The sequence below is a fragment of the Macrococcus armenti genome (assembly GCF_020097135.1).
Classification (GTDB): domain Bacteria; phylum Bacillota; class Bacilli; order Staphylococcales; family Staphylococcaceae; genus Macrococcoides; species Macrococcoides armenti.
This window is the reverse complement of the sequence record NZ_CP083608.1, coordinates 1,370,544-1,393,834: the sequence shown is the minus strand read 5'-3', so window position 1 is coordinate 1,393,834 and position 23,291 is coordinate 1,370,544. Positions and strand designations below refer to the sequence as shown.

Below are 23,291 nucleotides of genomic sequence, written 5' to 3'. Positions count from 1 at the left end.
TTAAATGAGTGGCTGGATTAAGTTACACAGAAAGATTACAGACAGCGCAGTATTTGATAACGAAAAAATACTTAAAGTTTTCATCTACTGCCTAACGTCTGCCAGTCATAAAGACCACGATCAATTAGTTGGAAATCAGATTGTACACCTCAAACCAGGTCAATTTATATTCGGTAGAAAGGTATGGTCAGAGCGTTTAAAGATAAAAGAAAGAACGTTATACGACTACATGAAGACGTTAGAAAGTCTGCAAATTATCAACATCAATTCCAACAACAAATTTAGTGTTGTAACCATTGTTAATTGGGGAGTTTACCAATTGCAAGACGATGATAACCAACAACAAACCAACAACAAACCAACAACAAACCAACAACAAACCAACACAAACAAGAATGTAAAGAATGAGAAGAATGAAAAGAATAAAGATATAGTCGCGTATCTCAACCTGAAAGCAGGGAAAGAATTCAAGCACACTACTAAGAAAACTCAATCATTTATAAATGCAAGATTAGAAGAAGGATTTACTATAGATGATTTTAAGAAAGTTATAGACATCAAATGTAGTGAATGGAAAAACAGTGATATGAATAAATATCTAAGACCTGAAACATTATTCTCAACTAAGTTTGAAAGTTATCTTAATCAAGATATTAGTTATAAAAAAGAACAGACATCTAACGATGAATTTAATTTAGATGAATGGGGTGTCTAAGTGAATAAAAAAGAAGTATCAGAATTATTGAAGTTAGTTAAAGAGTTATATCCTAAATTCAATATTAATCAAACAGTAGCTGATGCCTGGTTGTACGTATTACAGAATGCAGATTATGAACTTACTAAAGCAAAGCTATACGAACATTACGGAACGAGTAAATTTGAGCCTAAAGTTTCAGAAATAAAGATGATTAAAGGTGTAAATCATGCATTGCTGCAATACGAGGAGATACAGAAAGAAATCGAGATTAATAAGAATACTCCTATTGATCCAGAGAAGCAGAAACTCATCGAAGCTAATCTTAAGAGATTGAGAGGTGCTTTAGATGATTAATGAAACGAATGCTGAATATTTAGTTGTAGGTGCATTACTTCGTAACCCTGAACTATTTGGAGAACTAGCGTTAAAACAAGAAATGTTCTCAGACCCTTACAGTTTCAATTTTGTTAAATATGCGAATCAACAAAACAAAATAGATTTAGCAGACATATACGCTCAATCACAAAAATATGGCAACAGTTTCTTCCCCGAAAAATTAATGGAGAAGTTATTAAATGACAAGTTGATAATGAAGTCACACTTTACTCAGTATCAAATTGACGTACTTGAATTATATAAAAAACGAAAGATACGTGAAGCGACTGAAAATTATTCAAAACAGCCTACTCGTGACAATCAACTATTTTTAGAAAGTACATTGAAGTATCTCAACGAAATTGAGATAAAGCGTAAGGATACGAAAGCTGAAACCTTAAGCACGATTAAAGAAGAATTATTACAAGAGGTTAAACCGAAATTACTAAAGACAGGTTATAAGAATTTAGATTCTTTAATTAGTGGTTTCGAGCCTGGACAACTCGTAATCGTTGCAGCACGTCCATCGATGGGTAAAACAGCCTTTGCATTAAATATAGGATGCGAATTAGAAAGTAATAATTGCAATGTTGCAGTGTTTTCATTAGAAACGACTGCGAAGAAGATAACACAACGTGTAATCGCATCAAGAACATTAGTAAATCTAAGTAAGTTTAAATATCCAGAGTCGATTAATCAGGATGAAATGTTAAAGATTACTGAATTCATGGATAGATTCCAAAAAATGAACTTCACGATCAACGATGGAAGTAAGGTAACTCCTAAAGATATTCAGAATCAAGCAGCACGAATGATGAACGAATCAGATAATAACGTAATTATTATCGACTATCTAACGTTGATGAAATCAGATGAAAACATCAAAGACAGACGACTTGAAGTAGAGGATATATCGAGAAAGCTAAAGATTATCGCTAAAGAGTATAAATGCGTAATTATCGCACTCTCACAATTAAGTCGTGGTGTTGAAGGTAGAAACGATAAACGTCCAGTAATGAGCGATTTACGTGAAGCTGGCGGAGTAGAGCAAGATGCAGACATGATATTTATGTTATACAGACCTGATTACTACAACAAAGAGCAAGAAGATGCGCAACATTCGAAGTCAGATGTTGAGTGTATTGTTGCCAAAAATAAAGATGGTGCAACAGGTACTGCGAATTTCGAATTCTACAAAAAGATACAGAGGTTTTACTGATGAACGTAAATGAAACGATGCAATTCTTTAGAGAACTTTGCAAGGAATTCAAGCAAGACGGAGACGGAGAAACGTATAACTATATCGTTTCTTTAGGTCTTGCCTGCAAGCAGATGATCGATAACAAAGAAGTAATTCCAATTCAGGAATTTACGGATGAAATGCTAGAAAAAATACTAATTAAAAGTGAGGAAAATGAATATGTTAAATAGAACAATTTTAGTAGGACGCATGACCAAAGACCCAGAAATGAGAGTGACACCAAGTGGAGTGACTGTAACGACTTTCACATTAGCAGTAAATAGAACATTTAAGAACGCTAACGGAGAAACAGAAGCCGATTTTATTAATATCGTGACGTTCAGAAAGACAGCTGAAAACGTCAATACTTTTTGTAGTAAAGGCTCATTAGTAGGAGTAGACGGACGTATTCAGTCACGCAGTTATGATAATCAAGAAGGACGCAGAGTATACGTAACAGAAGTAGTAGCAGATAGTGTTCAATTCCTAGAAACGAGAGGGAAGAACGAGAACGCTCAACAGAAAACGACACAACAAAAAAATGCAGCAGCGCCTCCTCAAAATGCGAATAATAACAATCCGTTTGCGAACGCTACAGGACCAATAGATATCAGCGATGATGATTTACCATTCTAATTAATAAGGAGGAGAAGTTAATGAATAAATTAGATGAAAGATTTAAAAACATGAAAACATTAGAAAAATACAATGAATTATTTAGAAGCGCTGCTACATCTGGCGGAGAAGGGATAGTGCATATATGTAGTAGATTTGATGAATTAAATAGAGATGAAATTGAAACGCTTGTAACTTTAAAAGAAATAAATAAGGAAACGTATATTAATCATGTTCAACATGAATACTTTGGTTGCAACGCTATTTTTTACACAATTAGCGAATGTATTCAAGATGATATAAAACTCATAAGAATCATATATTATTGCGAACTGAATGATACATGGATGGTTATTTTAATCGAGGTGTAGATATGCCACGAATACTGAAATATAAGAATGGTCAAGCATTAGTCGAAGGTGTCGAAATGACACCTGAAGCTATGCTATTAATCGACAACGAAATAGCAGTAGACGTAAATTTAGAGATTATCGACAGTAAGAAGATAACAGTTAAGCAACGAAGAAAGATATTTGCGCTATGCAACGACATAGAGCAATTTACAGGGCAACCCCGAGAATACATGAGAGAAATGTTCAAAGATTATCTTTCGTTTATGAATGGCTATCTAAACGTGTCATTAAGTGATTGCAGCAGAAAGATAGCGAGCGAATTAATAGACTTAATTATTATGTGGGTGTTCGAGAATGATATACCACTGAATTATAAGACGAGTGACATGTTAAAAAACGACAGAACATTCTTATACATGAGTACGATAAAACGAACGTGTGTGATTTGTGGAAAACAAAATTCTGACCTTGCACATCGTTATGCAGTTGGTGTAGGACGTAACAGGAACGATATAGATCATTACGGAAATGAAGTCCTCGCATTATGCAGAGAACACCACTATTCCCAACATCAGATGGGTGTAGAAAGTTTCGACAAACTATATCATCTCGAAAATTCTTGGGTGAAAGTGGATGAACGTTTAAATAATATGTTGAAGGGGCGAAGTTAATGGAGGAGATTTGGAAACCTGCGAATGGATATGAAGGATACTACGAAGTTAGTAATAAAGGAAGACTTAGAAGTGTCGAACGAAAAGTAACTTACAAAGATGGTAGAACTTTTAAATATAAAAGTAGGTTAATTAAAGGTCGTTTAGATCAAAAGGGCTATGTTTTATACGGATTAAACGTGAGTGGCAAAAAGTCATCAAAGAGAATCCATAGAATAGTAGCTGAAGCCTTTATCCCGAATCCATACAATAAAGAGACTGTTAATCATATAGATGGAAATAAAGAAAATAATCACGTGGATAATTTGGAGTGGGCTACTTATTCGGAAAATACACGTAAAGCTTACGAAATTGGTTTATTTGAACAAAGCAAAAAAATCTCTAGAGATAGATTTTTAGGTAATGAGTATAGGGCTAAGCCGGTGATTTTAGAAATAAAAGAAACAAACGAAATTCTTGTTTTTAATTCTGCTAGAGAAGCTTCCAGATATATCGGCAAATGCAAAAATTATTTCACACAATTATTAAGAGTTGGTGGAGAAAATAAGGAGTATAAAGTTTCGCTTTTAAATTAAACGCTATGTTGAAAGGACAGAAATATGAGTAAATATAACGCTAAAAAAGTCGAGTATGACGGACATATATTCGATTCGATAGTAGAACGTGACTATTACGTTTATTTAAAACGTAACACATTAATCGAACATATCGAGTTACAACCTAGATATGAATTAATACCAGCATTTAAAAAGCAACGAAAAATGGAGTACATCGCAGATTTCGAAGTTACTTATACAGACGGGACTGTCGAAGTAATCGACATCAAAGGAATGGCGACAGAAACCGCAAAAGTAAAAGCGAAATTATTCAGATATTTATATCAAGATAAAACATTAATTTGGATATGCAGAGCGCCGAAATACTATCAACAAGAACACAATACAGAATGGATAGATTATGAAGAGTTGAAGAAGGTGCGAAGAAAACGAAAGAAAGGATAGATCAGGATGAAACCTAGAACGGCAGTACGAATTTATTATGATGAGAATAAACATAGAGCAGCTGTTTCGCTTGATACTTATAAAGTGAGAATTTCAAGAGACGGCATGACTTTTGAAGAGGCGCTTACGACACCACCTAAACGCACGAATAATGTTTCTGATGAATATAAGAGGTGGAGTAATATCGCAGTCGAGAATGGAATTAATAAAGCATACTTCTGGCAGAGAGTTAGAGAGTATGGTTGGTCATACGAACGTGCAGCAACAGAAAAAGTGAAGCGATACAAGAAAGAAACAGAAAAAAATATGGTTATCGAAAAAGATTCAGATAAAGACGTTAAGAAGATGATTATCAGTTTATTAAATGCTGGAGAGCCAGTGCCTAAGAAATATGTGAAGAGATTTCCAGAGTTATTTGAAAACAGAATATAAGGAGTGGTTGAGATGACATATCAACATAGACGTGTCAACAGACACGTACACGCACGTAAGCCGGTGCATAGCGAGTTTGAGGAGCGAATGAAACCTAGCATAATCAGAAACATTGTTAAACCACGCACACGTTATCCTGGTGGCGAAGTAGGAAGACTATTTAATCAGCATATATGGAAGTCAGCGAAATATTAATTAGGGGGAGAAAGATGAATCTATTAAATTGCGAAACAGCATACAGTGTTTACACGACAGATAACTATGATTTATTCAAGTTTATCGAGAGTAACAGAGCAGTAAGTTTGAAACATGTCAGTAAACTAGCGCAACAGATTGCAGATGGTTACGAAATGCCACCGATTATCGTAAAGCCTAATGGAGAAATATTAGACGGTCAGCATAGATTTGAAGCACTAAAAATATTAGGACGTCCTATTGAGTTTATTATCAAGAATGAAATTAAACAGGATACGTTGCAGAAGTCAAATACATTAGTCAGCAAGTGGACGACTAAAGACCATATCAATTTTCATATGAGAGAAGGTAACGAACATTATAAGGAATTGAAAGCATTCATGGAGTATAGCGAACTTGGAGCAGTTGCAGCAGCAAGAACATTAGGTACGGTGGATGGAAGAAGTACGGGACAGGGAATTGTTGATGGCAAGTTTAGAGTTACGAATAAAGAAGACGCTTATACATTCATTGATGATGTACTGATTAAGGTTAGAGCAAGTAGACCAACCGATAAAATCGTATATGCGATACGTAAAGTATATAACGTTGGTATTGATAACAAACGCTTAGTAAGTTGTGTAAACGCACTATACGAAGAGTTAGAGCTTATCAATAAAATACCATTGATGGCAGAACGTATTGCAACGTTGTATAACAAAGATTTACCGAAATCTGAACGAATCAAGATTAGTAAGCAGACAAATGGCGACATTAAGTTGTCGTAAGGAGTGGTAATCATGTACGGACTATTACATCGTATAAAGCTACTTGATCAGGAGAGTAATTTCGCAACTACAGTCATTCCTATGCAGAACGGTAAGTATAGAGTGTTAGAACGTACTGAATTTGGTCGTATTCGCTATCCTGGAACGATAACGAACGGAGAAGGACTTATAGCATACTGTGAAGAAAACGGACTGCATAGGGCGGATATGGAACAAGCAACGATATTTGATTATTAGGATGTGGAGATATGGCTACAGAGAAACAAATAAATTATGTATTAGGACTTCAAGAAGACCTAGAGCTCGTTATCGAACTCGATGAAAAGTACTCAAAGAAAAAACTTGAGAAAATGTCGTATCATGAAATTTCGCCAATTATTGATATATTGAAAGATTTATTTGATGAAAATAGAAGCGAGATTATCGATGTCAAAACAGACTTCATAGGTATGGTACATGACGCCAGAGGATACTAGAGGTGCTACATGGATAAATACAGAAATTTATCAGTTGAGTATGGCACCGGTTTAAGAAAGCAGTTTGCATGTCGAGACTTTAAAGGTTCAGTAAATGAATTTTTGGAAAGTATTAAAAAATATGACTGTAAGTACATTCAGGTATTCGAGCGAGTAGATGATGATTTTATATTACTTTGGTCAAAAGATAAAAAAGGTATTTTACAGCAGGTTGATCAGATGGAGTTATTTTAACGTCCTTTAATCGTCTGTTCAATCGGACGATAAAATAAAAGTTTTATTGAGGAGGATATAAAAATGATAACAAATGCACAAATTTATATGAATACAGCAGAACCATTTATTAAACAAGGTTTAGGTGTAACCTTCTTTGAAGGGGATTATAAAGGAAATCCTACAATGGAAATAGCAGTAAGAGAAACATTTTGGGTAACTTTTGTACTAAATAACAGCGGTGCTATTATTCAAACACACGCTAGTGACTACAAGAAAAATAAATACGAAAAATTATTAATTGGTGACTTATATACAATAATTAATGAATTTGTTAAAAAAGAATGGAATTGAAATAAAATTAAACTTTTATCACTTGAATAACCACTTGAATAAATCCAGTTATATCAACAGTTTGTAGAGAAATCCTCTAGCAAACCTCTAGAAAAACAGAGTAGAACGGAGTGATGAAGAGTAACTAGAAAGCTACTAGAAACGTGTGCTAAACACTTTGTGAGTGACATCAATGTCAGTCGCAAAATCACAAGGAGTAAATGATAGATGATTGATAAATTCAAAAACAAAAAGATAACTGTCTATTTAACTGATTATGATGTTGAGACACTTTTGAATGATGGAGAGGTAACTGTTATTAGTGGAGACACAGAAGTGAAAATCGGCAAATCATTAGTTGCAATGTCATCAGCGCCACTTATTAATAGACCAATTAAAGCTATAAATACTGAGCATCATGCAGTTGTGAATAAGAATTATTTTAATCATCTAGTGAGCGAATCGTTTAATAGATAACCTCACGAAAGGAGAGAGGGATTGTGGGCTATGAAAAGATGTGGAATAAGTTGAAAGAACATATTGAAACAATAAAGTCTAAGGCTTATGAAAATGGTTTTGAAGATGATTACGAACAATATCTACATTTTGCTGAAGTAGTGCGAAATATTGAAAACACGAGTGGGGAGCGACTCGAAAAGGAGAATAAATGATGAGAAAAACACCATACAGAAAAGTATATTGGTCTGTGGTTGGCAAAAAACGCAAGTGGGACCATTGGAGAACTTTAGAATTCTTTTATATTCACTATAGATTGAGAAAAGGAGAATGACGAATGAAAATTAAACGTACAGTAGAGATGGATTTAATAGAACTATTAACGTGGGCTAAAGATAATGGTAAGACTGGAGACTTCTATGGTGTTAATGAAGATTATCGTGTATTTATTAGTGCGCATCATGGATGGGTGCAAACAGATAATGGTAAGAAAATTCCTAAGTTTGAAACAAAGTTTAAAGTCGAACAAGAAGTTGAGATTACGGAGGAAACCAAATTAAACATAGTAACAGTATCTAATGACCATGAAACTTATGCTTATGAGAACACGAGCATTTACGATTTATTATCAGAAGAAAATACTTTATTTGAAGAATATCAAGCGAAATTCATCTACCTGCAAAATTTAGACGGTAGCATAGGAGACCTAATTTGGAACAAGGAGCGTGGACTGGTTGACTGAAGTAGTAACTTACATTCGTGTGAATATAAACGGCAAATGGACGAATTTAGGTATTGTAGCTAATGAATCAGAAATCGATGAACATTTTGATTTTGTGGAAGATTTACTGAATGAGAAACAACGTGCTGATGAATGTTGTAAAGTCATTGACAACTTAGGAAGATGTGCGAAGTTGCAGGAAGAGAAAATTGACCGATTAGAAAAACGATGGAGTGAGTTGAGAGAAAGATTAAACGCCTCATTTGAAAATAGTGAGTATTTTTTAGAAGGCTTTGGTTTTTCAGATGTATTAAAACTGATGCAGCAATTAGAGGAGGACAACAATGCACGATCCAAATAAGATACTACACGACTTCCATTCAACTTTAAACAAACAAAATGCTAAAGGGATAGCCGAATACGGTCAATCTCTCTCACGTTCTACACTATCTGTTAACGAACTACTCGATTATGAGTTAGATGAGCTAGTAGATAGTATTCAATACAACAGAGTAGCAAAGCAACGTACCATTCAAGTAGTCGCATTATTAAAACTTAATCCACCGGACGTAGCTGGTGCGATTAGATTATTGGAGGACTAACTTATGACAGACTTATACAACGTAATGACAGTAACGCCAGTGTACGATTTTAACGACAATTTAGTATATGCAGTTACTTCACGCAAACTAGCGAAACAGTTAGTACGTGAACATAATCAATCAGTAAAACATGTTAAATCAAAATTATATATTGCACCAGACGTGAATGTTGTTGGTGGGAAGATGGAGGACGATAATAATGAATAAACTAATCAATCAAGTGGAACAGTGGGCGAAGGATAAAGATTTACATAATGGTAATCCCGATAGACAAGCGCTTAAATTTTATGAAGAAGCTGGTGAAGTTGCGGCTGCTATGTCACGTGGAGATATAACAGCTTTAAAAGACGGTATTGGCGACACAGTAGTAACGTTGATTATTTTAGCAATGCAACATGGTATGACTTTAGAAGAGTGTCTACAGTATGCATACGACGAAATCAAAGGTAGGAAAGGTAAGACGATTAATGGAACGTTCATCAAAGAAGAAGACCTGTGATAAAGACATCCTAGAACGTGTAAGAGAAATATTAAATAAAGGTGGTCAGTAAATGTTAAACACAAATGACATTAAGAAGTTAGAAGAATACTTTATTAAATACGATGAATTAAAGTCTAAACGAGAACTCAGAAAGCATACATTACTTACAAAAGAAGTAGACGAAAACATAGGTACGAAGTCTACTGCACTACCTCAATCACAAGTTGAAAATCAAGTGATTAAACTACATTCAGATTTAATATATCAAAACATCGATAGAATTATTAACGCAATAGAATATATTTATGGTAATTGCACTGATGTACAACGTGTCATTATAGAATGCAGGTACTGGCACGAAGTTGATACTGCGTACGAGTGGGAAGATATCGCACACCATCTGACTACATTACGCACAGATGGTAAAGTAATTAGTAAGAATGCTACATTACATGCACGAAATAAGATGTTAAACAACTTCGCTTTAAAGATTGGATGGATAGTATAAATCAACTTTCGATAATGTAGAAGTTTACGCAATTGTTAGATATTATGGTACTGTACACAAGATATAACATATACGAAGGCACGCATTTTAATCCTATTGATGCGTGTCTTTTCTTTTGGCTTGATATAAGCAGGAAGGATAGTGATCCATTATGTATCTAGATTAAGGAGCTTAACTCTTATGTATGAGACAGTGAAAGAAAGAATAAAGTTTTATAAGAGTAGACCGTGGAGACGTAAGCGAGACGAGATACTGAAGCGTGACAACTATGAATGTCAAGAGTGCAAGAAGCAAGGCAAGGTAACAGTTGACTTGAATAGATTTAATCAAGGAACTAAGCATAAGTACTTAGACGTTGACCACATCGAAGAGCTGCAAGACAGACCTGAACTTGCATTAGTAGACAGTAACTTAATCACGTTATGTATTAAGTGTCATAACAAGAAACATGATAGATATCAGAAGCGTCAAAAACAATGGAATGACGAAAAATGGTAAATCACAAAATATAAACATAAAAACAAAAAGAGAAATTTCAAGAAATCAAAACATACCCCCCGTCAAAAAACTTTCGACCTCAAGCGAACTCGTGGGAAACGGGGCAGGGCTCGATTCCGAAGAAATTTCAGTCTCTCGCGTATAACCCCACCCCCATGGACAGAAAGAAGGTGATAAATATGAAAATGAAAATTGATGAATCTTTGGTGGTGCAGGAAAAGAATCGCTTAAAAGCAATATATAAAGATATACCTCAAGAAAAACTAAAAGTTGTGGATGGTCTCATTACACAAGCTGCACGATTAAGAGTGTTGCTAGATTTTATGTGGGAGGATATAAGAGAAAATGGCGATGTAGAGAAATTTCAACAAAGCGCTAATGTTGAGCCTTATGATCGTGAACGTCCAGTTGCAAAACTTTTCAATGCTCGCGATGGTGCATACCAAAAGATTATCAAACAACTTTCTGATTTATTACCAGAGGAAAAAGAGGATTTAAGCACGCCGTCTGATGATTATGTATGATTACAAACAAGCACGTTGATTACTATATAAATCAATGGAAGGACGGAAAGATAATTTTAAATCAAGAACGTATTGATTTATTTAATTATCTTCAAACATACATTTACAGTAGAGATGACGTCTTCTTTGATGAGGAAATGATTGATAACTGTATCAAGTTCATAGAACGGTGGTACTTCCCTACATTGCCTTTTCAACGCTTTATAATATCTAATATTTTCTTGATTGATAAAACAACGAATGAAGCATTCTTTACAGAATTGGCGATATTCATGGGACGTGGCGGTGGTAAGAACGGATTAATAAGTGCTATAAGTGACTTTTTAAGTACACCATTGCATGGCATTAAAGAATACCATATATCAATCGTGGCAAATAGTGAAGAGCAAGCAAAAACATCATTTGACGAGATAAGAAATATACTTATTGAAAATAATAGAAATAAGACCGGGAAAACAATGAACGCACCATATGAGGTTAGTAAGACTGAAATACTCAATAGGTCTACGAAGTCGATAATAAGATATAACACATCAAACACGAAAACAAAAGACGGTGGTCGTGAAGGATGTGTTATTTTTGATGAAATTCATTATTTCATGGGTCCCGAAATGGTAAACGTAAAACGTGGTGGTCTAGGTAAGAAAAAGAATCGTAGAACATTCTATATCAGCACTGATGGCTTTATACGTGAAGGTTATATGGATTCTATGAAAGACAAAATAAAAAGCGTCTTAGCTGGCAAGGTCAAAAATAGTAGGTTATTTCCTTTTTACTGTAAATTAGACAATCCAAAAGAAGTAGATGATATGACGAAATGGGAAAAAGCTAATCCTATGTTACATAAGCCATTAAGCGACTATGCAAAGACATTGAAAAGTACGATTGAAGAAGAATATTATGATTTACCTTTTAATCGTTCGAATCGTCCTGAATTTATGACTAAAAGAATGAATTTGCCAGAAGTAGACCTTGAAAAAGTTATAGCACCATGGGAAGAAATATTAGCGACAAACAGACCCATACCAGATTTAAGTGGTAGACCTTGTATAGGCGGATTAGACTTCGCTAACATTCGAGATTTCGCTAGTGTAGGATTGTTGTTCCGGAATGGAGATGATTATATTTGGATAAGTCATTCGTTTGTAAGACAAGGGTTCTTAGACACGGTGAATTTAGAGCCTCCTATTCCAAAATGGGAGAAAGAAGGGTTACTTACAATAGTTGATGATGATGTTATTGAGATTGACTATATTGTCCGCTGGTTTGAAAGTATGCGAGAAAAATATGGACTAGAAAAAGTCATAGCAGATAACTATCGAACAGACATCGTAAGAAAAGCATTTAAAGATGCAGGAATTGAGTTAGAAGTTATTCGCAATCCTAAAGCTATCCACGGATTATTAGCGCCGCGTATTGATACAGCTTTTGCAAAGCATAACGTTATATATGGAGACAATGCTTTGATGAGATGGTTTACGAATAACGTAGCTGTAAAAATAACACCTAACGGAAACAAAGAATATATCAAAAAAGATGAAGTTAGACGTAAAACAGACGGTTTTATGGCGTTTGTTCATGCTTTATATAGAGCGGATGATATCGTAGACATAAATTTAGAAGAAGCATTTGATTTAATCGATAAATACTTTTAGGAGGTGAATTATGGGACTATTTGAAGGTGTGTTTAAACGTAATTTAGAAATTAGGGATATGCTTGATTTAGATATATACGAAGACTCAGCGAGTAGGTCATATTTAAAACGAATAGCTTTAGATACATGTATCAACTTTATTGCCAGGACGATAAGCCAAACGGAATTTTGGATAAAAGATGGAGATAAAAGCATTAAGAATACACTGTATTATAAGTTGAACGTTAGACCAAATACAGATAGCAGTGCATCGGACTTTTGGCAGAAAGTAATCTACAAACTTATATATGATAATGAAGTACTAATTATCAAGACTGATACAGATGATTTAGTTGTAGCAGATGACTTTGAAAGAGTGGAACTCGCTTTATATGATGATACATTTAGAAATGTGATTGTAAAAGATTATAAATTCCAACGATCATTCAAAATGAACGAAGTGATTTATTTAAATTACAACAATGAAAAACTTCAAAAGTATGTAGAAGGTCTGTTTGGTGATTATGGCGAGTTATTCGGCAGAATGATGCAGCAAGAGTTAAAGAATAATCAAATTAGAGGTATTTTAAAGGTTAGTCAGGGTGGCGGTAAACTTGATGATAAAAACATGTCGAGATTACAGAAATACGCTGATAAGATATATCAATCTTTTACTAAAAGTAGTGTGGCCATCATTCCTGGAATACCTGGATTTGAATATGAAGAGATAACAAAAGGTCAATCATCAAGTAATAGTAATGCCGAGAATATCAGTAAGGTAAAAAAAACATTTATCGATGATGTCGCTAAAATAATCGGTATACCTCCGTCACTTATTCATGGCGATATGGCAGACCTAGAAAATGCAATGGATGCGTATCTTGATTTCTGTATTAAACCGTTAGTTAAGAAAATCGAAAACGAGTTAAACAGTAAATTCTTTACTAAAGATGAATTTTTGAAAGGTAAGCGTATTAAATTAGTTGGATTGAATAGATTAGATCCAGTTAAGAATTCAACATCTATTGATAAGTTGATATCTTCAAACTTTGCAACAATTAACGAAGTACGCGACTTATTCGGATTCGAACAACTCGATGGATTAGATATATTCCTACGTACTAAAAACTATGAATCTGATAATGAAGCATCGAAAGGGGGTGATAACGAATGACAGGAAGAATCTTAAATGTTTCAAAGACTGAAAATATTGGTCAGATTGATATTTATGGTGAAATCGTTCCAGAATCGTGGCGTTGGTCAGATGAAGAGAGTGCGTACCACTTTAAAGATACGTTAACGAAACTTGGTGATGTTGATGAAATCATTGTAAACATTAATTCGCCAGGTGGAGACGTATTCGAAGGTATTACAATTCACAATATGTTAAAGCGCCATAAAGCGAAAGTAATCGTAAATATTGATGGTTTAGCTGCGAGTATTGCGTCTGTAATCGCAATGGCTGGTGATGTAGTTAGAATGCCATCTAACAGCATGATGATGATTCATAATGCTATGGGTGGGATGTTCGGTAACGCTAATGATATGCGAGAAATTGCAGAACTATTAGATAAAGTTACGGGAACTTTAATGGAAACATACCTAGCAAAGACAGATAAATTAAATATTGATTCATTGAAAGCCTTACTTGATGCGGAAACATGGATGACTGCAGAAGAGGCTTTTTCTTATGGATTAATTGACGAAGTTATCACCTCGAAGAAATTAGTCGCATGTGCTAGTAAGTCGCAATTAACTAAATTTAATAAAACTCCAGATCATGTGATAAAAATGGTTGAAACACCTGAAGAAACTGAGCCAAAAGATGAAGACGTAATCACTTTAGAAAATGTAAGAGAAATCGTTACAGAAGTAGTGCAGGAAGAATTAGAGAAGTACGATTTACCAGAAAAAGTAGAAAATAGTATTAAAAACAAAGTCAAAAGACTGTATTTATAGGAGGAATTTAAATGACAATTACATTTAAAGATGAAACAAAGAATAATATTCAGAATTTAAAAGAAGCATACTTTGAAGCAGCTCGTAATGGAGCAGATTCAGAAGTAGTAGAAGCAAAATATAACGAGTATATGAAAGCATATACTGAAGATTTATCAGCAAGTATTTTAGTAGAAGCACGTCAAGAAGTAGCAAACGCAAAGTTAGATGGTGAAATTGCTTTAAATCGTGGTTTAAATGTATTAACTGCAAAAGAACGTCAATTCTTTACTAACTTAGTTGAAGATGAAGCGAACTATGATTCATTCAAAGAAGAAAAAATCTTGCCTGAAACTACTGTATTACGTATTTTCGAAGATATTAAACGTAACCGCCCATTATTATCTAAAATCAATTTCCAAGTTGCTGGTCTTCGTACACGTATCATTGTTGGTAAACCATCGGGTGCTGCAGTATGGGGAGAAATCTTTGGTAAAATTCAAGGACAAATCCTTGCAAACTTCACTGAATACTCATTCTCTCAAAATAAATTAACTGCATTCGCTATCGTACCTAAAGATTTACTTGAGTTTGGTCCTGAATGGGTTGAACGTTATGTGCGTGAACAGTTAGCGGAAGCGATTGCAATTAAAATTGAAGAAGGTGTAGTACTTGGTAAAGGTTCAGGCGCTAATCAACCTTACGGATTAAATCAAGAAATCACTCGTGATGAAGACGGAAATATTACAGGAACTGCTGACAAAACACCAGTCGGAGAATTAACGTTTGCAGATGAAAAAACAACCGTTACTGAATTAGCAAATTTAGCAAATAAATTATCATTTGATGAAAATAATAAGCCATTAAATGTTTTAGGTAAAATCGCTATTGCAGTACATCCAGCTTTACAGTTCTTTGTTCAAGCGCAATACACTGTCCTTACACCTAATGGTCAATGGGTAACTGCTTTACCATATCAAATCGAAGTAGTCCCATCTGATTTCGTTCCTTATGGTCAAGCAATCGCATTTGTCGGAAGTCGTTACTACGCAGTACAAACTGGTGCAGTATCAATTAAATCTTATGATCAAACATTAGCTTTAGAAGATTGTGATGTATTTATTGCTAAGCAATTTGCGCACGGTTTACCTGAAGATAATAACGTTGCACATGTTTATACGTTAAATATCGAAGGTATGCCATCAGCACCAGAAGAAGCAGTAGGTGAAACACTTCCAGGAGCGTAATATCACGCTCCTTTTTTAATTCATTTTAAAGGTGGTGAATAGGATGGTGAAATTCAAAGTTGGTTTTGATTTTAAAGATTTAGAAGAAAACAAAGTATTAAAAAAGGGCGAAGAAGTAGACCGCACTGTAAAACGTGCTGATGAAATTAACGAAAAGTTAAAAGGTCATGGTACTGCTTTAGTTCGCGTTGATGATAAGAAGTAGGTGATTGAATGATTACTGATGAACATGTAGCGATAATGAAAGGTCGATTAAAGATATTTCACTCATTCGAAGATAAACATATCAAATTTTTATTAGAAGAGTCGTATAACGATATCGTTAATAAATGCAAACCTTTCGATATGACTAATACTCAAGGTGCTTCACTTGTTTATGAGCGTACAAGATACGCTTATAATGATGCACTAGAGTACTTCGATGATAATTTTTTACATCGTATTACTTCATTTGCTTTAGATAATTTGGAGGAGGTTGATTATGACAAAGATTATGTTCCAGAAATACAACCGTCCGAAAGTATCTAACGGAGACTTAAATGTACCGGTTAAGTTTTATCGTACTGTAACAGATGATGGACCGTACCCAACTGTGAGTGAAAAAGAAGTGTTTATGACGTTAGCAGACGTATATGAATCGAGTATTAAAGATTTAGAACGTTTAAAAGGTACTGACTCAAAACATATTATTAGCTTAAATTTCAGGAATCCACGTAAGGATTATCAAGTAGATAGTTCTGATGTGTTTGAAATTTTAGATGAGATGTATGAAGGTATCAAGTTTAACATTGAACACTTCTCACTAACAGGAGAATCAAACGAGCTTATGAAGATTGTAGGTGTAGCATATGCCGGTTAAAGTAAATGGACTGTCTGAACTCGAGTCACAATTAAATTCAAAATTTGGCAGGGCGCATACTACACGATGGATTGATAAGGCTTTGATAGCTGGATCTAAAGTATTCATCAAGTATTTAAGAGATAACTTTGATGAATTCGCTGATACAGGTTATTCACGTGATGAAATCACTGCAAGTAATCCGATGTGGTTAAATGGTAAACGCACTATCAAAATTCATTGGCGCGGTCCTCATAATCGTTTCAGAATTATTCACTTGAATGAATTCGGTACTATTAAGAATCCTAACCCAAAAGGTAAAGGTGCTGTAGAAAGAGCATTACGTGCAGCACAAAATGAATACTACGATGTATTAAATAAAGAGATAAGCAGGTATGTTCGATGAGAGATATATTAATGGAATTATATATATTACTGTCTGCAGATACTTACGTTAAATCTTTAGTCGACAACAAAAGCATTAAGATTGATAACTATCCAGAACCATCACAACAGACGAAGCCCTACATTGTAATGAGTGAAGTGGATGATACATTACCTAGAGAATATGCAGATAATGATAATCTCGCATTAAGCTATCTCATTCAGGTAGACGTGTATGCGCCACTTTCAACGAGTTACAATGCGAGAGAAGTCTGTAAGGATCTAAGTTATTACATTTCAAGACTAATCAAAGAGCAATTAGATATGGAAAACGTATCAAATTCACAACCTGAATATGATAAGGATTTGAAAATATACCGTCGTGCTAAAAGGTACGAGGGTATTTTTTATCGAAAAAATTTAATGAACAATTAGGAGGAATTAATATATGGCTAAAAATTACCATGCAACAACTGGTATTGATGAGTTTTACTATGGTGTATTAGATACTAATGATGAAACGAAAATCGTTGGTACTGCACCAGAACGTATTAAGTTTTTACAGGAAATCACTGTGTCACAAGAGCAATCTATCGAAAAAGCATATGGAGATAACAAGGTAGCTGAAATGGCGACATCTAATGGACCGGTTGAAGTTGAATCACAATTCCATAAGTTGCCTGTAGAAGATAAGATCGTTTTATTTGGTTTAGAAAAGAACGAAGCAGGGCTTTACGCTTTCGGTAACACGGATAATCCACCTTATGTTGGGGCAGTATTTGCTAAAACACATGAAGACGGCTCAAAAGAGTGGGTAGGACTTCCTAAAGGTAAGTTCACTAAGCCAGAACAAAGCGCTAAAACTAAAGAAGATGGCGTAGAATTCTCAAGCGACAACATGAAAGCTGAATTTATGGACCGTAAAGTTACAGGATTTACAGAAGAAAAATCTGTTATTTTCGGTAAAGATGAAAAAGGTTCAACAACACAACGAGATGCAATTTTTACAGCTATTTTTGGAACTTCATATCCAACTGAAACAGAGACTTTACCAGGAGCATAACACACTAGGTACTCATTAATTTGAGTACCTTCAATCTTTTGATTGATAATTTTGCAAAATTAAGGAGACATATATATGGATAAAGAGAAAGTAAATAAGAAGTTGCTCGAAGGCATTTATAACAATGCGAGTATCTTAGTGCAGCACAAAGGCGCAGTGCTAGAACGAGATAACTTAGATAGTTTAGTGAATGCTTATGCAGTGATCAATAACGTTGATACAAGCGCAGATGATTTTAAGAAAACATTAAAAGAAACATTTAATTTATAAAATATAAAAAGGTAGGTATATAAACATGAAAAGAAACTTTATTAAATTAGTAAAAGAAATGAAAGATGACAAACCAGTATTCGACACATTTTTAACACCAACATTTATTCCGTTTAAAAAAATGTATGAAGCTGTAGATCTTATGGATGAACTGCAAAATAACGACAAATTAAGTGAGAAACAAGCATTCGATATGATGTTTGATATGGTTGTAGATATTTACAACAAACAATTCACTAAAGAACAGTTAATGAACGGATTGCATGCACCAGATGCTGTACAAGAATTACAGAGTCAAATCGCTTTTATCGCTGAAGGTCATATGGATGAAAAAAGAAAAAAGGAACTAGCGAAAATGGTATAGAAGGTATAACGTACGCTCAGCATAAGGTAAATATGAAAAAGTTGATTTATGAAATGATGAGCGAATCAGGTAAAGATATAAACGAAATACTGGACATGCCATTTTCTTTCTTCATGGAAATTGTAGAAGAAAAGAACAAACCTAAAAAGACAGAGTCATTAATCGCAGCATTTGGCGGTTAATGGCTTTTTTATTTGTCAAAACGAAGGTAGGTGAGTAAATGGCAGAACGTATTAGAGGTTTAAGTATTGGTTTAGATTTAGATGATACAGGCATATCTAGATCATTAGGTGCAATAAAGCGTTCATTTAGAGATTTAAATGGCTCGTTGAAGACAAATTTAAATAATTTTAAGTATACAGAGAAAAGTGTAGAGAGTTATGAACAAGCAATTGATGATTTAGGAAGTACTATTAAGGGTCAACAAAAAAACGTTGGTGGATTAAAGTCAAAATTAGATGAATTAACACAAGCAGGCAAGTCACATACTGCTGAAGCATCGAAAATTAGACAAGAATACAACAAACAAGTTGATTATTTAAATATGTTAGAGCATCAACTCGAAAGCACATCACAAGAATTTAAAGATTTTACAAGAGAACAAGAGATTGCTTCAAGCAAATGGACTATTTTAGGGAATCAATTAGACAACATAGGAAATAGGGTTTCATCTGTTGGAGATAAAATGCGCGGTGTCGGTCAAAATTTAACGATGGGCTTAACTGTACCTTTAACTGGTGTAGGCGTAGGCGCATTAAAAGCAGCAGGAGATTATGAAGCTGCAGGCGCTCAGTTTAGTCAGGTATTCGGAGACCTCGAAGCGCAAGCAAAAGGTTCTTTGGATGAAATAGGTAAGAAAACAGGATTATTACCAAACGCGCTAAGAGGTTCATTTACTCAAATGGCTGCATTTGCTAAAACAACAGGAGCAGATACAGAAGATGCACTAGATTTAACTACTAGAGCGACAATGGCAGCTGCTGATAGTGCTGCATTCTATGACAAATCAATTGAAGAAGTAACAGACTCATTACAATCATATCTAAAACAAAACTATGAAAACGACTCTGCACTAGGTATATCGTCAACTGAGACAACAAGAAATGCTAAAGCTAATGAATTGTATGGTAAATCATTTGCTGATTTAAGTGAACAACAAAAACAACTGACATTATTGCAAATGGTTGAAGATGGTAACAAATTATCTGGAGCGTTAGGTCAAGCGTCACGAGAATCTGATACTTTAGCAACTCAAACAAGTAATGTTAAGACTGCATTTAAAGACTTTTTAGCAGAAATAGGAAAACCGATTTTACCTTCAGCAGTAGAGATATTAAAAAGTATGAGCGGAGCAGTAAAAGGAGCATCAACCTGGTTTTCAGGTTTAGGTGATGGCGCTCAGAAAGCTGTAATTGGATTCGGTGTGTTTTTAGCTGCTTTAGGACCTATTATTACAGGTGCAGGGATATTAGCAGGATCGTTAGGTTCTATAATGCAATTATTGTCTCCTTTAGGACCAGCAATAGCACAAGCAGGAGGGCCACTTGCATTTTTAACAAGTAAATTTGCTATATTAAGAACGCTTTTAGGTGTTTTAACAGGCCCAATAGGTATTACTATAGCAATAATAACTGCTCTTGGATTCGCATTTGTAACAGCATATAAAAAGTCTGAAACATTTAGAAATGTAGTAGATGGTGTTGTCAAAAGTATTAAAAATATTCTGATGACAGGCTTTAATGCAGTAAAAATATTCATTATGTCAATCGGAAATCAGATACGTACTTTTTGGCAACAAAATGGCACTGAGATAATGAACGCTTTGAACAATATTTTCAAAGTTATGAGTTTTGTTTTCAATACTTTGATATTACCACTTATGAAAGTTGTTTGGGGCCTTGTAAAAACGATTATTATTTCAACTTGGAATAATATTAAGGGAGTTATTCAAGGAGCGCTCAATATTATTCTCGGAATTGTTAAAATCTTTTCTAGCTTATTTACAGGTAACTGGAAAGGTTTATGGCAAGGAATTAAGCAAGTTGCAAAAGGTGCTATTCAGTTAGTTTGGAATTTAATAAATCTATGGTTTGTTGGGAAAATTCTTGGTACTGTACGAGTATTCGGAGGACTGTTTAAGTCTTTATTTAGTGGGATTTGGAATGGTGTAAAAAACATTTTTAAAGTCTCGCTATCATTCATATGGAATACCTCCAAAAATTCTTTCAATAAAATATTCAGTTTTGGAAAAAATATTTTTACTTCCTTGAAAAATAATTTATCTAATACATGGTCAAATATTAAGAATATTTTCACAAATACATTAACTGGAATATATAATGGTACAAAGCAACGTTTCACTAATATATATAATACTGGTAAGAATTCAATGACAAAATTAAAGAATTCTATGGATGGTTTATGGAATGGAATGAAAAACAGTACCATCGGAAAAGCTGAGGCCATGAAAAATAAAGTTACTGGTATTTTTAAATCGATGGGTAAAGGTATTAAAGGTCATATAGATACTGTTAAGAGTCATATCGGTGGAATGACTAAAGGTGTTAAAGGAGGACTTAATAAGTTAATCGGTGGCGTTAACTGGGTTGGTGCTAAACTCGGAATGGATAAGATACCTGAAATCAAGTTAAGCACAGGTACAGGATCACTCACAAGAAACGGTAAACTTACACGTGATACATTTGCGACTGTTGGAGATAAAGGACGTGGCAACGGTCCTGGTGGCTTTAGACATGAAATGATACGTTATCCAAACGGGAAAACAGTACTTACACCTAATCGTGATACAAAAACATTCTTACCTAAAGGCTCACAGGTTATAAATGGTCAAGACACTTATAACTTCTTAAATGCGCCACGTTTTGCAAAAGGTACAGGTAAGCCATGGTATAGCCAACTTGGAGATGCAGTAGGTAAAGGTTTTACTACTGGTGTCGATGTTACAAAAGATGTTGCTGGTAAAACGATTAAAGGTGCTAAAAATATCGGTAAACAGGCACTTGATGCGATTGGAGATGTATATGATTACGTTTCTAATCCTGGAAAGTTAGTAGATAAAGTACTTAAGTCATTTGGTGTAGACTTTAGTTTTGCTAAAGGCGATATATTGAGCGGAATGATTAACGGTATGTATAAAAAATTAAAATCAAGTGTAAAAGCATTATTCACTACATGGCTAGATGATGGCGGAAATGGTGGAGATGCCTCTTCGTTCATGAAATTCCCTAAAACTACACCATATAGTCCGAATGGTGCTGTACCAGGTTATCCATCTTCATTCAACGGTGGACGACACTATGGTATTGACTACGCAACACCAGTTGGAACAGTATTAAAAGCACCAACAAGCGGTACTGTAACGCGACAACATAACCATGGCGGTGGGTTAGTCGCTAAATTAGTAAGTGGCAAGTTCGCTCAATTCTTCCTACACTTATCTGAAGTATTAAAGACAGGTAGAGTTAATCAAGGTGATGCATTTGCTAAGACGGGTAATAGTGGTGCTTGGACAACTGGACCACACTTACATGTTCAAGTTGAAAAAGGTCCAACAGATTCAATAACGAATACAAATACAGTAGATCCAGAGAAGTTTTATTCTGGAGTAGTCAAAAACGGTAAAAATACGATGGGTAAAGACTGGTCTTCTGAGATTAGAAGAGCAGCTAAACAGATGAAAGTATCAGTTAGTAATGCAGACGTAAATTCAATCATGGCTCAAATCATGAGAGAATCAAGTGGTAATCAAAATATTGTTCAATCTTCTGCAGTATGGGATGTGAATACTGCAAGTGGTAATCCTGCACAAGGGTTATTACAGTACATTCCACAGACGTTTAGAGCGTATGCAGTTAAAGGACATACCAATATTAGAAGTGGTTACGACCAACTGTTAGCATTCTTCAATAACTCAAATTGGAGAAGAGATAATCCAGGCGGAAGTAGTGGATGGGGACCAACAGGTTCTAGACGATTTGCAACTGGTGGCCTTATTAAAAGAAGCGGTTGGTATAACATTGCTGAAGGTGGTTATCCTGAATGGGTAATTCCAACAGACCCATCTCGTCGAAGTGAAGCAATGCAGATGATTGCTATGGCAGCAAATCAAATACAAGGAAATGCAACGATAGGTAATAAACGACCTAATCAGTTAAATATGCCTAATTCATCTAATGATGAATTGTTAAATGCAGTACTTCAGCAGAATGGTATCTTGATGGAAATGCTTCAAAAGTTAACAGGTATTGAAGCTAAGCCAATATTATCTACTGATGATATTGGACGTGCTTATGACAAATATGATAGTAAACAAACAAAGAAGCAATCAATATTTGATGGAATTGCAGGTGCATTATAATGTTTAAAATATTTGAT

At 34.7% G+C, this 23,291-nt stretch carries 40 protein-coding genes; all 40 read left to right on the top strand.

Annotated features, from left to right (window positions below; genetic code table 11):
* The first annotated feature begins 4 nt into the window (after positions 1–4).
* The 40 genes from LAU42_RS07295 (at position 5) to LAU42_RS07100 (ending at position 23,274) form a co-directional block, all read left to right on the top strand.
* Positions 5–715, top strand: coding sequence for a conserved phage C-terminal domain-containing protein (locus tag LAU42_RS07295; protein WP_224182970.1), 711 nt, complete (start codon positions 5–7; stop codon positions 713–715).
* Entirely contained in the window at positions 716–1,051 is a 336-nt protein-coding gene (locus LAU42_RS07290; protein WP_224182969.1) for a replicative helicase loader/inhibitor, read from the top strand.
* Entirely contained in the window at positions 1,044–2,291 is a 1,248-nt protein-coding gene (locus LAU42_RS07285) for a replicative DNA helicase (RefSeq protein ID WP_224182968.1), read from the top strand. The genes LAU42_RS07290 and LAU42_RS07285 overlap by 8 nt, the downstream gene beginning before the upstream one ends.
* Complete coding sequence (locus LAU42_RS07280; RefSeq protein ID WP_224182967.1) at positions 2,291–2,503, top strand: hypothetical protein; 213 nt, start codon at positions 2,291–2,293, stop codon at positions 2,501–2,503. Before LAU42_RS07285 ends, LAU42_RS07280 begins: the two co-directional genes overlap by 1 nt.
* Positions 2,493–2,948, top strand: coding sequence for a single-stranded DNA-binding protein (gene ssb / locus LAU42_RS07275; protein ID WP_224182966.1), 456 nt, complete (start codon positions 2,493–2,495; stop codon positions 2,946–2,948). Before LAU42_RS07280 ends, ssb begins: the two co-directional genes overlap by 11 nt.
* Positions 2,949–2,968: 20 nt before the next feature.
* A complete protein-coding gene (locus LAU42_RS07270) occupies positions 2,969–3,298 on the top strand; it encodes a hypothetical protein (RefSeq protein WP_224182965.1) in 330 nt (109 codons plus the stop codon).
* 2 nt (positions 3,299–3,300) lie between these two features.
* The gene (locus LAU42_RS07265; protein ID WP_224182964.1) at positions 3,301–3,951 is read left to right on the top strand and encodes a putative HNHc nuclease; all 651 of its coding nucleotides are present in this window, start codon (positions 3,301–3,303) and stop codon (positions 3,949–3,951) included.
* The gene (locus tag LAU42_RS07260) at positions 3,951–4,526 is read left to right on the top strand and encodes an NUMOD4 motif-containing HNH endonuclease (RefSeq protein WP_224182963.1); all 576 of its coding nucleotides are present in this window, start codon (positions 3,951–3,953) and stop codon (positions 4,524–4,526) included. Before LAU42_RS07265 ends, LAU42_RS07260 begins: the two co-directional genes overlap by 1 nt.
* 24 nt (positions 4,527–4,550) lie before the next feature.
* Entirely contained in the window at positions 4,551–4,952 is a 402-nt protein-coding gene (locus tag LAU42_RS07255) for a DUF1064 domain-containing protein (protein ID WP_224182962.1), read from the top strand.
* Between the two features lie 6 nt (positions 4,953–4,958).
* Complete coding sequence (locus LAU42_RS07250; RefSeq protein WP_224182961.1) at positions 4,959–5,384, top strand: hypothetical protein; 426 nt, start codon at positions 4,959–4,961, stop codon at positions 5,382–5,384.
* Positions 5,385–5,396: 12 nt separating this feature from the next.
* On the top strand, positions 5,397–5,579 hold the full coding sequence (locus LAU42_RS07245; protein ID WP_224182960.1) for a hypothetical protein: 183 nt from the start codon (positions 5,397–5,399) through the stop codon (positions 5,577–5,579).
* A 14-nt stretch (positions 5,580–5,593) separates the two neighbouring features.
* Entirely contained in the window at positions 5,594–6,346 is a 753-nt protein-coding gene (locus LAU42_RS07240; RefSeq protein ID WP_224182959.1) for a ParB N-terminal domain-containing protein, read from the top strand.
* A 12-nt stretch (positions 6,347–6,358) separates the two neighbouring features.
* Positions 6,359–6,583: a hypothetical protein gene (locus tag LAU42_RS07235; RefSeq protein ID WP_224182958.1), complete on the top strand. Its 225-nt coding sequence runs from the start codon at positions 6,359–6,361 to the stop codon at positions 6,581–6,583.
* Positions 6,584–6,594: 11 nt separating this feature from the next.
* Entirely contained in the window at positions 6,595–6,822 is a 228-nt protein-coding gene (locus LAU42_RS07230) for a hypothetical protein (RefSeq protein WP_224182957.1), read from the top strand.
* A gap of 9 nt (positions 6,823–6,831) precedes the next feature.
* On the top strand, positions 6,832–7,056 hold the full coding sequence (locus LAU42_RS07225; protein WP_224182956.1) for a hypothetical protein: 225 nt from the start codon (positions 6,832–6,834) through the stop codon (positions 7,054–7,056).
* A 63-nt stretch (positions 7,057–7,119) separates the two neighbouring features.
* Positions 7,120–7,389, top strand: coding sequence for a hypothetical protein (locus LAU42_RS07220; RefSeq protein WP_224182955.1), 270 nt, complete (start codon positions 7,120–7,122; stop codon positions 7,387–7,389).
* Between the two features lie 207 nt (positions 7,390–7,596).
* Positions 7,597–7,845, top strand: a complete 249-nt coding sequence (locus LAU42_RS07215) for a hypothetical protein (RefSeq protein WP_224182954.1) — start codon at positions 7,597–7,599, stop codon at positions 7,843–7,845.
* Positions 7,846–7,868: 23 nt separating this feature from the next.
* Positions 7,869–8,039 carry a hypothetical protein gene (locus LAU42_RS07210; protein ID WP_224182953.1) on the top strand — a complete coding sequence of 57 codons (171 nt, stop codon included), beginning with the start codon at positions 7,869–7,871 and terminating at the stop codon, positions 8,037–8,039.
* Between the two features lie 122 nt (positions 8,040–8,161).
* Positions 8,162–8,566 carry a hypothetical protein gene (locus LAU42_RS07205; protein ID WP_224182952.1) on the top strand — a complete coding sequence of 135 codons (405 nt, stop codon included), beginning with the start codon at positions 8,162–8,164 and terminating at the stop codon, positions 8,564–8,566.
* Positions 8,559–8,906: a hypothetical protein gene (locus tag LAU42_RS07200; RefSeq protein ID WP_224182951.1), complete on the top strand. Its 348-nt coding sequence runs from the start codon at positions 8,559–8,561 to the stop codon at positions 8,904–8,906. The genes LAU42_RS07205 and LAU42_RS07200 overlap by 8 nt, the downstream gene beginning before the upstream one ends.
* Positions 8,890–9,147 (top strand): hypothetical protein, encoded by a 258-nt coding sequence (locus LAU42_RS07195; RefSeq protein WP_224182950.1) that lies wholly within the window; start codon positions 8,890–8,892, stop codon positions 9,145–9,147. Before LAU42_RS07200 ends, LAU42_RS07195 begins: the two co-directional genes overlap by 17 nt.
* A gap of 3 nt (positions 9,148–9,150) precedes the next feature.
* Positions 9,151–9,354, top strand: a complete 204-nt coding sequence (locus LAU42_RS07190) for a hypothetical protein (protein WP_224182949.1) — start codon at positions 9,151–9,153, stop codon at positions 9,352–9,354.
* On the top strand, positions 9,347–9,646 hold the full coding sequence (locus tag LAU42_RS07185; protein ID WP_224182948.1) for a MazG-like family protein: 300 nt from the start codon (positions 9,347–9,349) through the stop codon (positions 9,644–9,646). Before LAU42_RS07190 ends, LAU42_RS07185 begins: the two co-directional genes overlap by 8 nt.
* Before the next feature lie 52 nt (positions 9,647–9,698).
* Positions 9,699–10,136, top strand: coding sequence for a DUF722 domain-containing protein (locus LAU42_RS07180; RefSeq protein ID WP_224182947.1), 438 nt, complete (start codon positions 9,699–9,701; stop codon positions 10,134–10,136).
* A gap of 180 nt (positions 10,137–10,316) precedes the next feature.
* Positions 10,317–10,634: an HNH endonuclease gene (locus tag LAU42_RS07175; RefSeq protein ID WP_224182946.1), complete on the top strand. Its 318-nt coding sequence runs from the start codon at positions 10,317–10,319 to the stop codon at positions 10,632–10,634.
* Positions 10,635–10,813: 179 nt separating this feature from the next.
* On the top strand, positions 10,814–11,158 hold the full coding sequence (locus tag LAU42_RS07170) for a hypothetical protein (RefSeq protein WP_133433636.1): 345 nt from the start codon (positions 10,814–10,816) through the stop codon (positions 11,156–11,158).
* Complete coding sequence (locus tag LAU42_RS07165; RefSeq protein ID WP_224182945.1) at positions 11,155–12,813, top strand: terminase large subunit; 1,659 nt, start codon at positions 11,155–11,157, stop codon at positions 12,811–12,813. Before LAU42_RS07170 ends, LAU42_RS07165 begins: the two co-directional genes overlap by 4 nt.
* Before the next feature lie 10 nt (positions 12,814–12,823).
* On the top strand, positions 12,824–13,966 hold the full coding sequence (locus tag LAU42_RS07160; protein ID WP_224182944.1) for a phage portal protein: 1,143 nt from the start codon (positions 12,824–12,826) through the stop codon (positions 13,964–13,966).
* On the top strand, positions 13,963–14,751 hold the full coding sequence (locus tag LAU42_RS07155; protein WP_224182943.1) for a head maturation protease, ClpP-related: 789 nt from the start codon (positions 13,963–13,965) through the stop codon (positions 14,749–14,751). Before LAU42_RS07160 ends, LAU42_RS07155 begins: the two co-directional genes overlap by 4 nt.
* Positions 14,752–14,762: 11 nt before the next feature.
* Positions 14,763–15,977 (top strand): phage major capsid protein, encoded by a 1,215-nt coding sequence (locus LAU42_RS07150; RefSeq protein ID WP_224182942.1) that lies wholly within the window; start codon positions 14,763–14,765, stop codon positions 15,975–15,977.
* A gap of 43 nt (positions 15,978–16,020) precedes the next feature.
* Positions 16,021–16,182, top strand: a complete 162-nt coding sequence (locus tag LAU42_RS07145) for a hypothetical protein (protein ID WP_224182941.1) — start codon at positions 16,021–16,023, stop codon at positions 16,180–16,182.
* An 8-nt stretch (positions 16,183–16,190) separates the two neighbouring features.
* Positions 16,191–16,505, top strand: coding sequence for a phage gp6-like head-tail connector protein (locus tag LAU42_RS07140; protein ID WP_224182940.1), 315 nt, complete (start codon positions 16,191–16,193; stop codon positions 16,503–16,505).
* On the top strand, positions 16,459–16,836 hold the full coding sequence (locus tag LAU42_RS07135) for a hypothetical protein (RefSeq protein ID WP_224182939.1): 378 nt from the start codon (positions 16,459–16,461) through the stop codon (positions 16,834–16,836). The genes LAU42_RS07140 and LAU42_RS07135 overlap by 47 nt, the downstream gene beginning before the upstream one ends.
* The gene (locus LAU42_RS07130) at positions 16,826–17,221 is read left to right on the top strand and encodes a hypothetical protein (protein ID WP_224182938.1); all 396 of its coding nucleotides are present in this window, start codon (positions 16,826–16,828) and stop codon (positions 17,219–17,221) included. The genes LAU42_RS07135 and LAU42_RS07130 overlap by 11 nt, the downstream gene beginning before the upstream one ends.
* Complete coding sequence (locus tag LAU42_RS07125) at positions 17,218–17,634, top strand: hypothetical protein (RefSeq protein WP_224182937.1); 417 nt, start codon at positions 17,218–17,220, stop codon at positions 17,632–17,634. Before LAU42_RS07130 ends, LAU42_RS07125 begins: the two co-directional genes overlap by 4 nt.
* A gap of 13 nt (positions 17,635–17,647) precedes the next feature.
* Positions 17,648–18,262 carry a major tail protein gene (locus tag LAU42_RS07120; RefSeq protein ID WP_224182936.1) on the top strand — a complete coding sequence of 205 codons (615 nt, stop codon included), beginning with the start codon at positions 17,648–17,650 and terminating at the stop codon, positions 18,260–18,262.
* Positions 18,263–18,337: 75 nt separating this feature from the next.
* The gene (locus LAU42_RS07115; RefSeq protein ID WP_224182935.1) at positions 18,338–18,532 is read left to right on the top strand and encodes a hypothetical protein; all 195 of its coding nucleotides are present in this window, start codon (positions 18,338–18,340) and stop codon (positions 18,530–18,532) included.
* A 25-nt stretch (positions 18,533–18,557) separates the two neighbouring features.
* A complete protein-coding gene (gpG, locus tag LAU42_RS07110; RefSeq protein WP_224182934.1) occupies positions 18,558–18,896 on the top strand; it encodes a phage tail assembly chaperone G in 339 nt (112 codons plus the stop codon).
* Between the two features lie 32 nt (positions 18,897–18,928).
* Entirely contained in the window at positions 18,929–19,078 is a 150-nt protein-coding gene (gene gpGT, locus LAU42_RS07105) for a phage tail assembly chaperone GT (protein ID WP_224182933.1), read from the top strand.
* 38 nt (positions 19,079–19,116) lie between these two features.
* Positions 19,117–23,274: a peptidoglycan DD-metalloendopeptidase family protein gene (locus LAU42_RS07100; RefSeq protein ID WP_224182932.1), complete on the top strand. Its 4,158-nt coding sequence runs from the start codon at positions 19,117–19,119 to the stop codon at positions 23,272–23,274.
* Positions 23,275–23,291 lie beyond the last annotated feature (17 nt).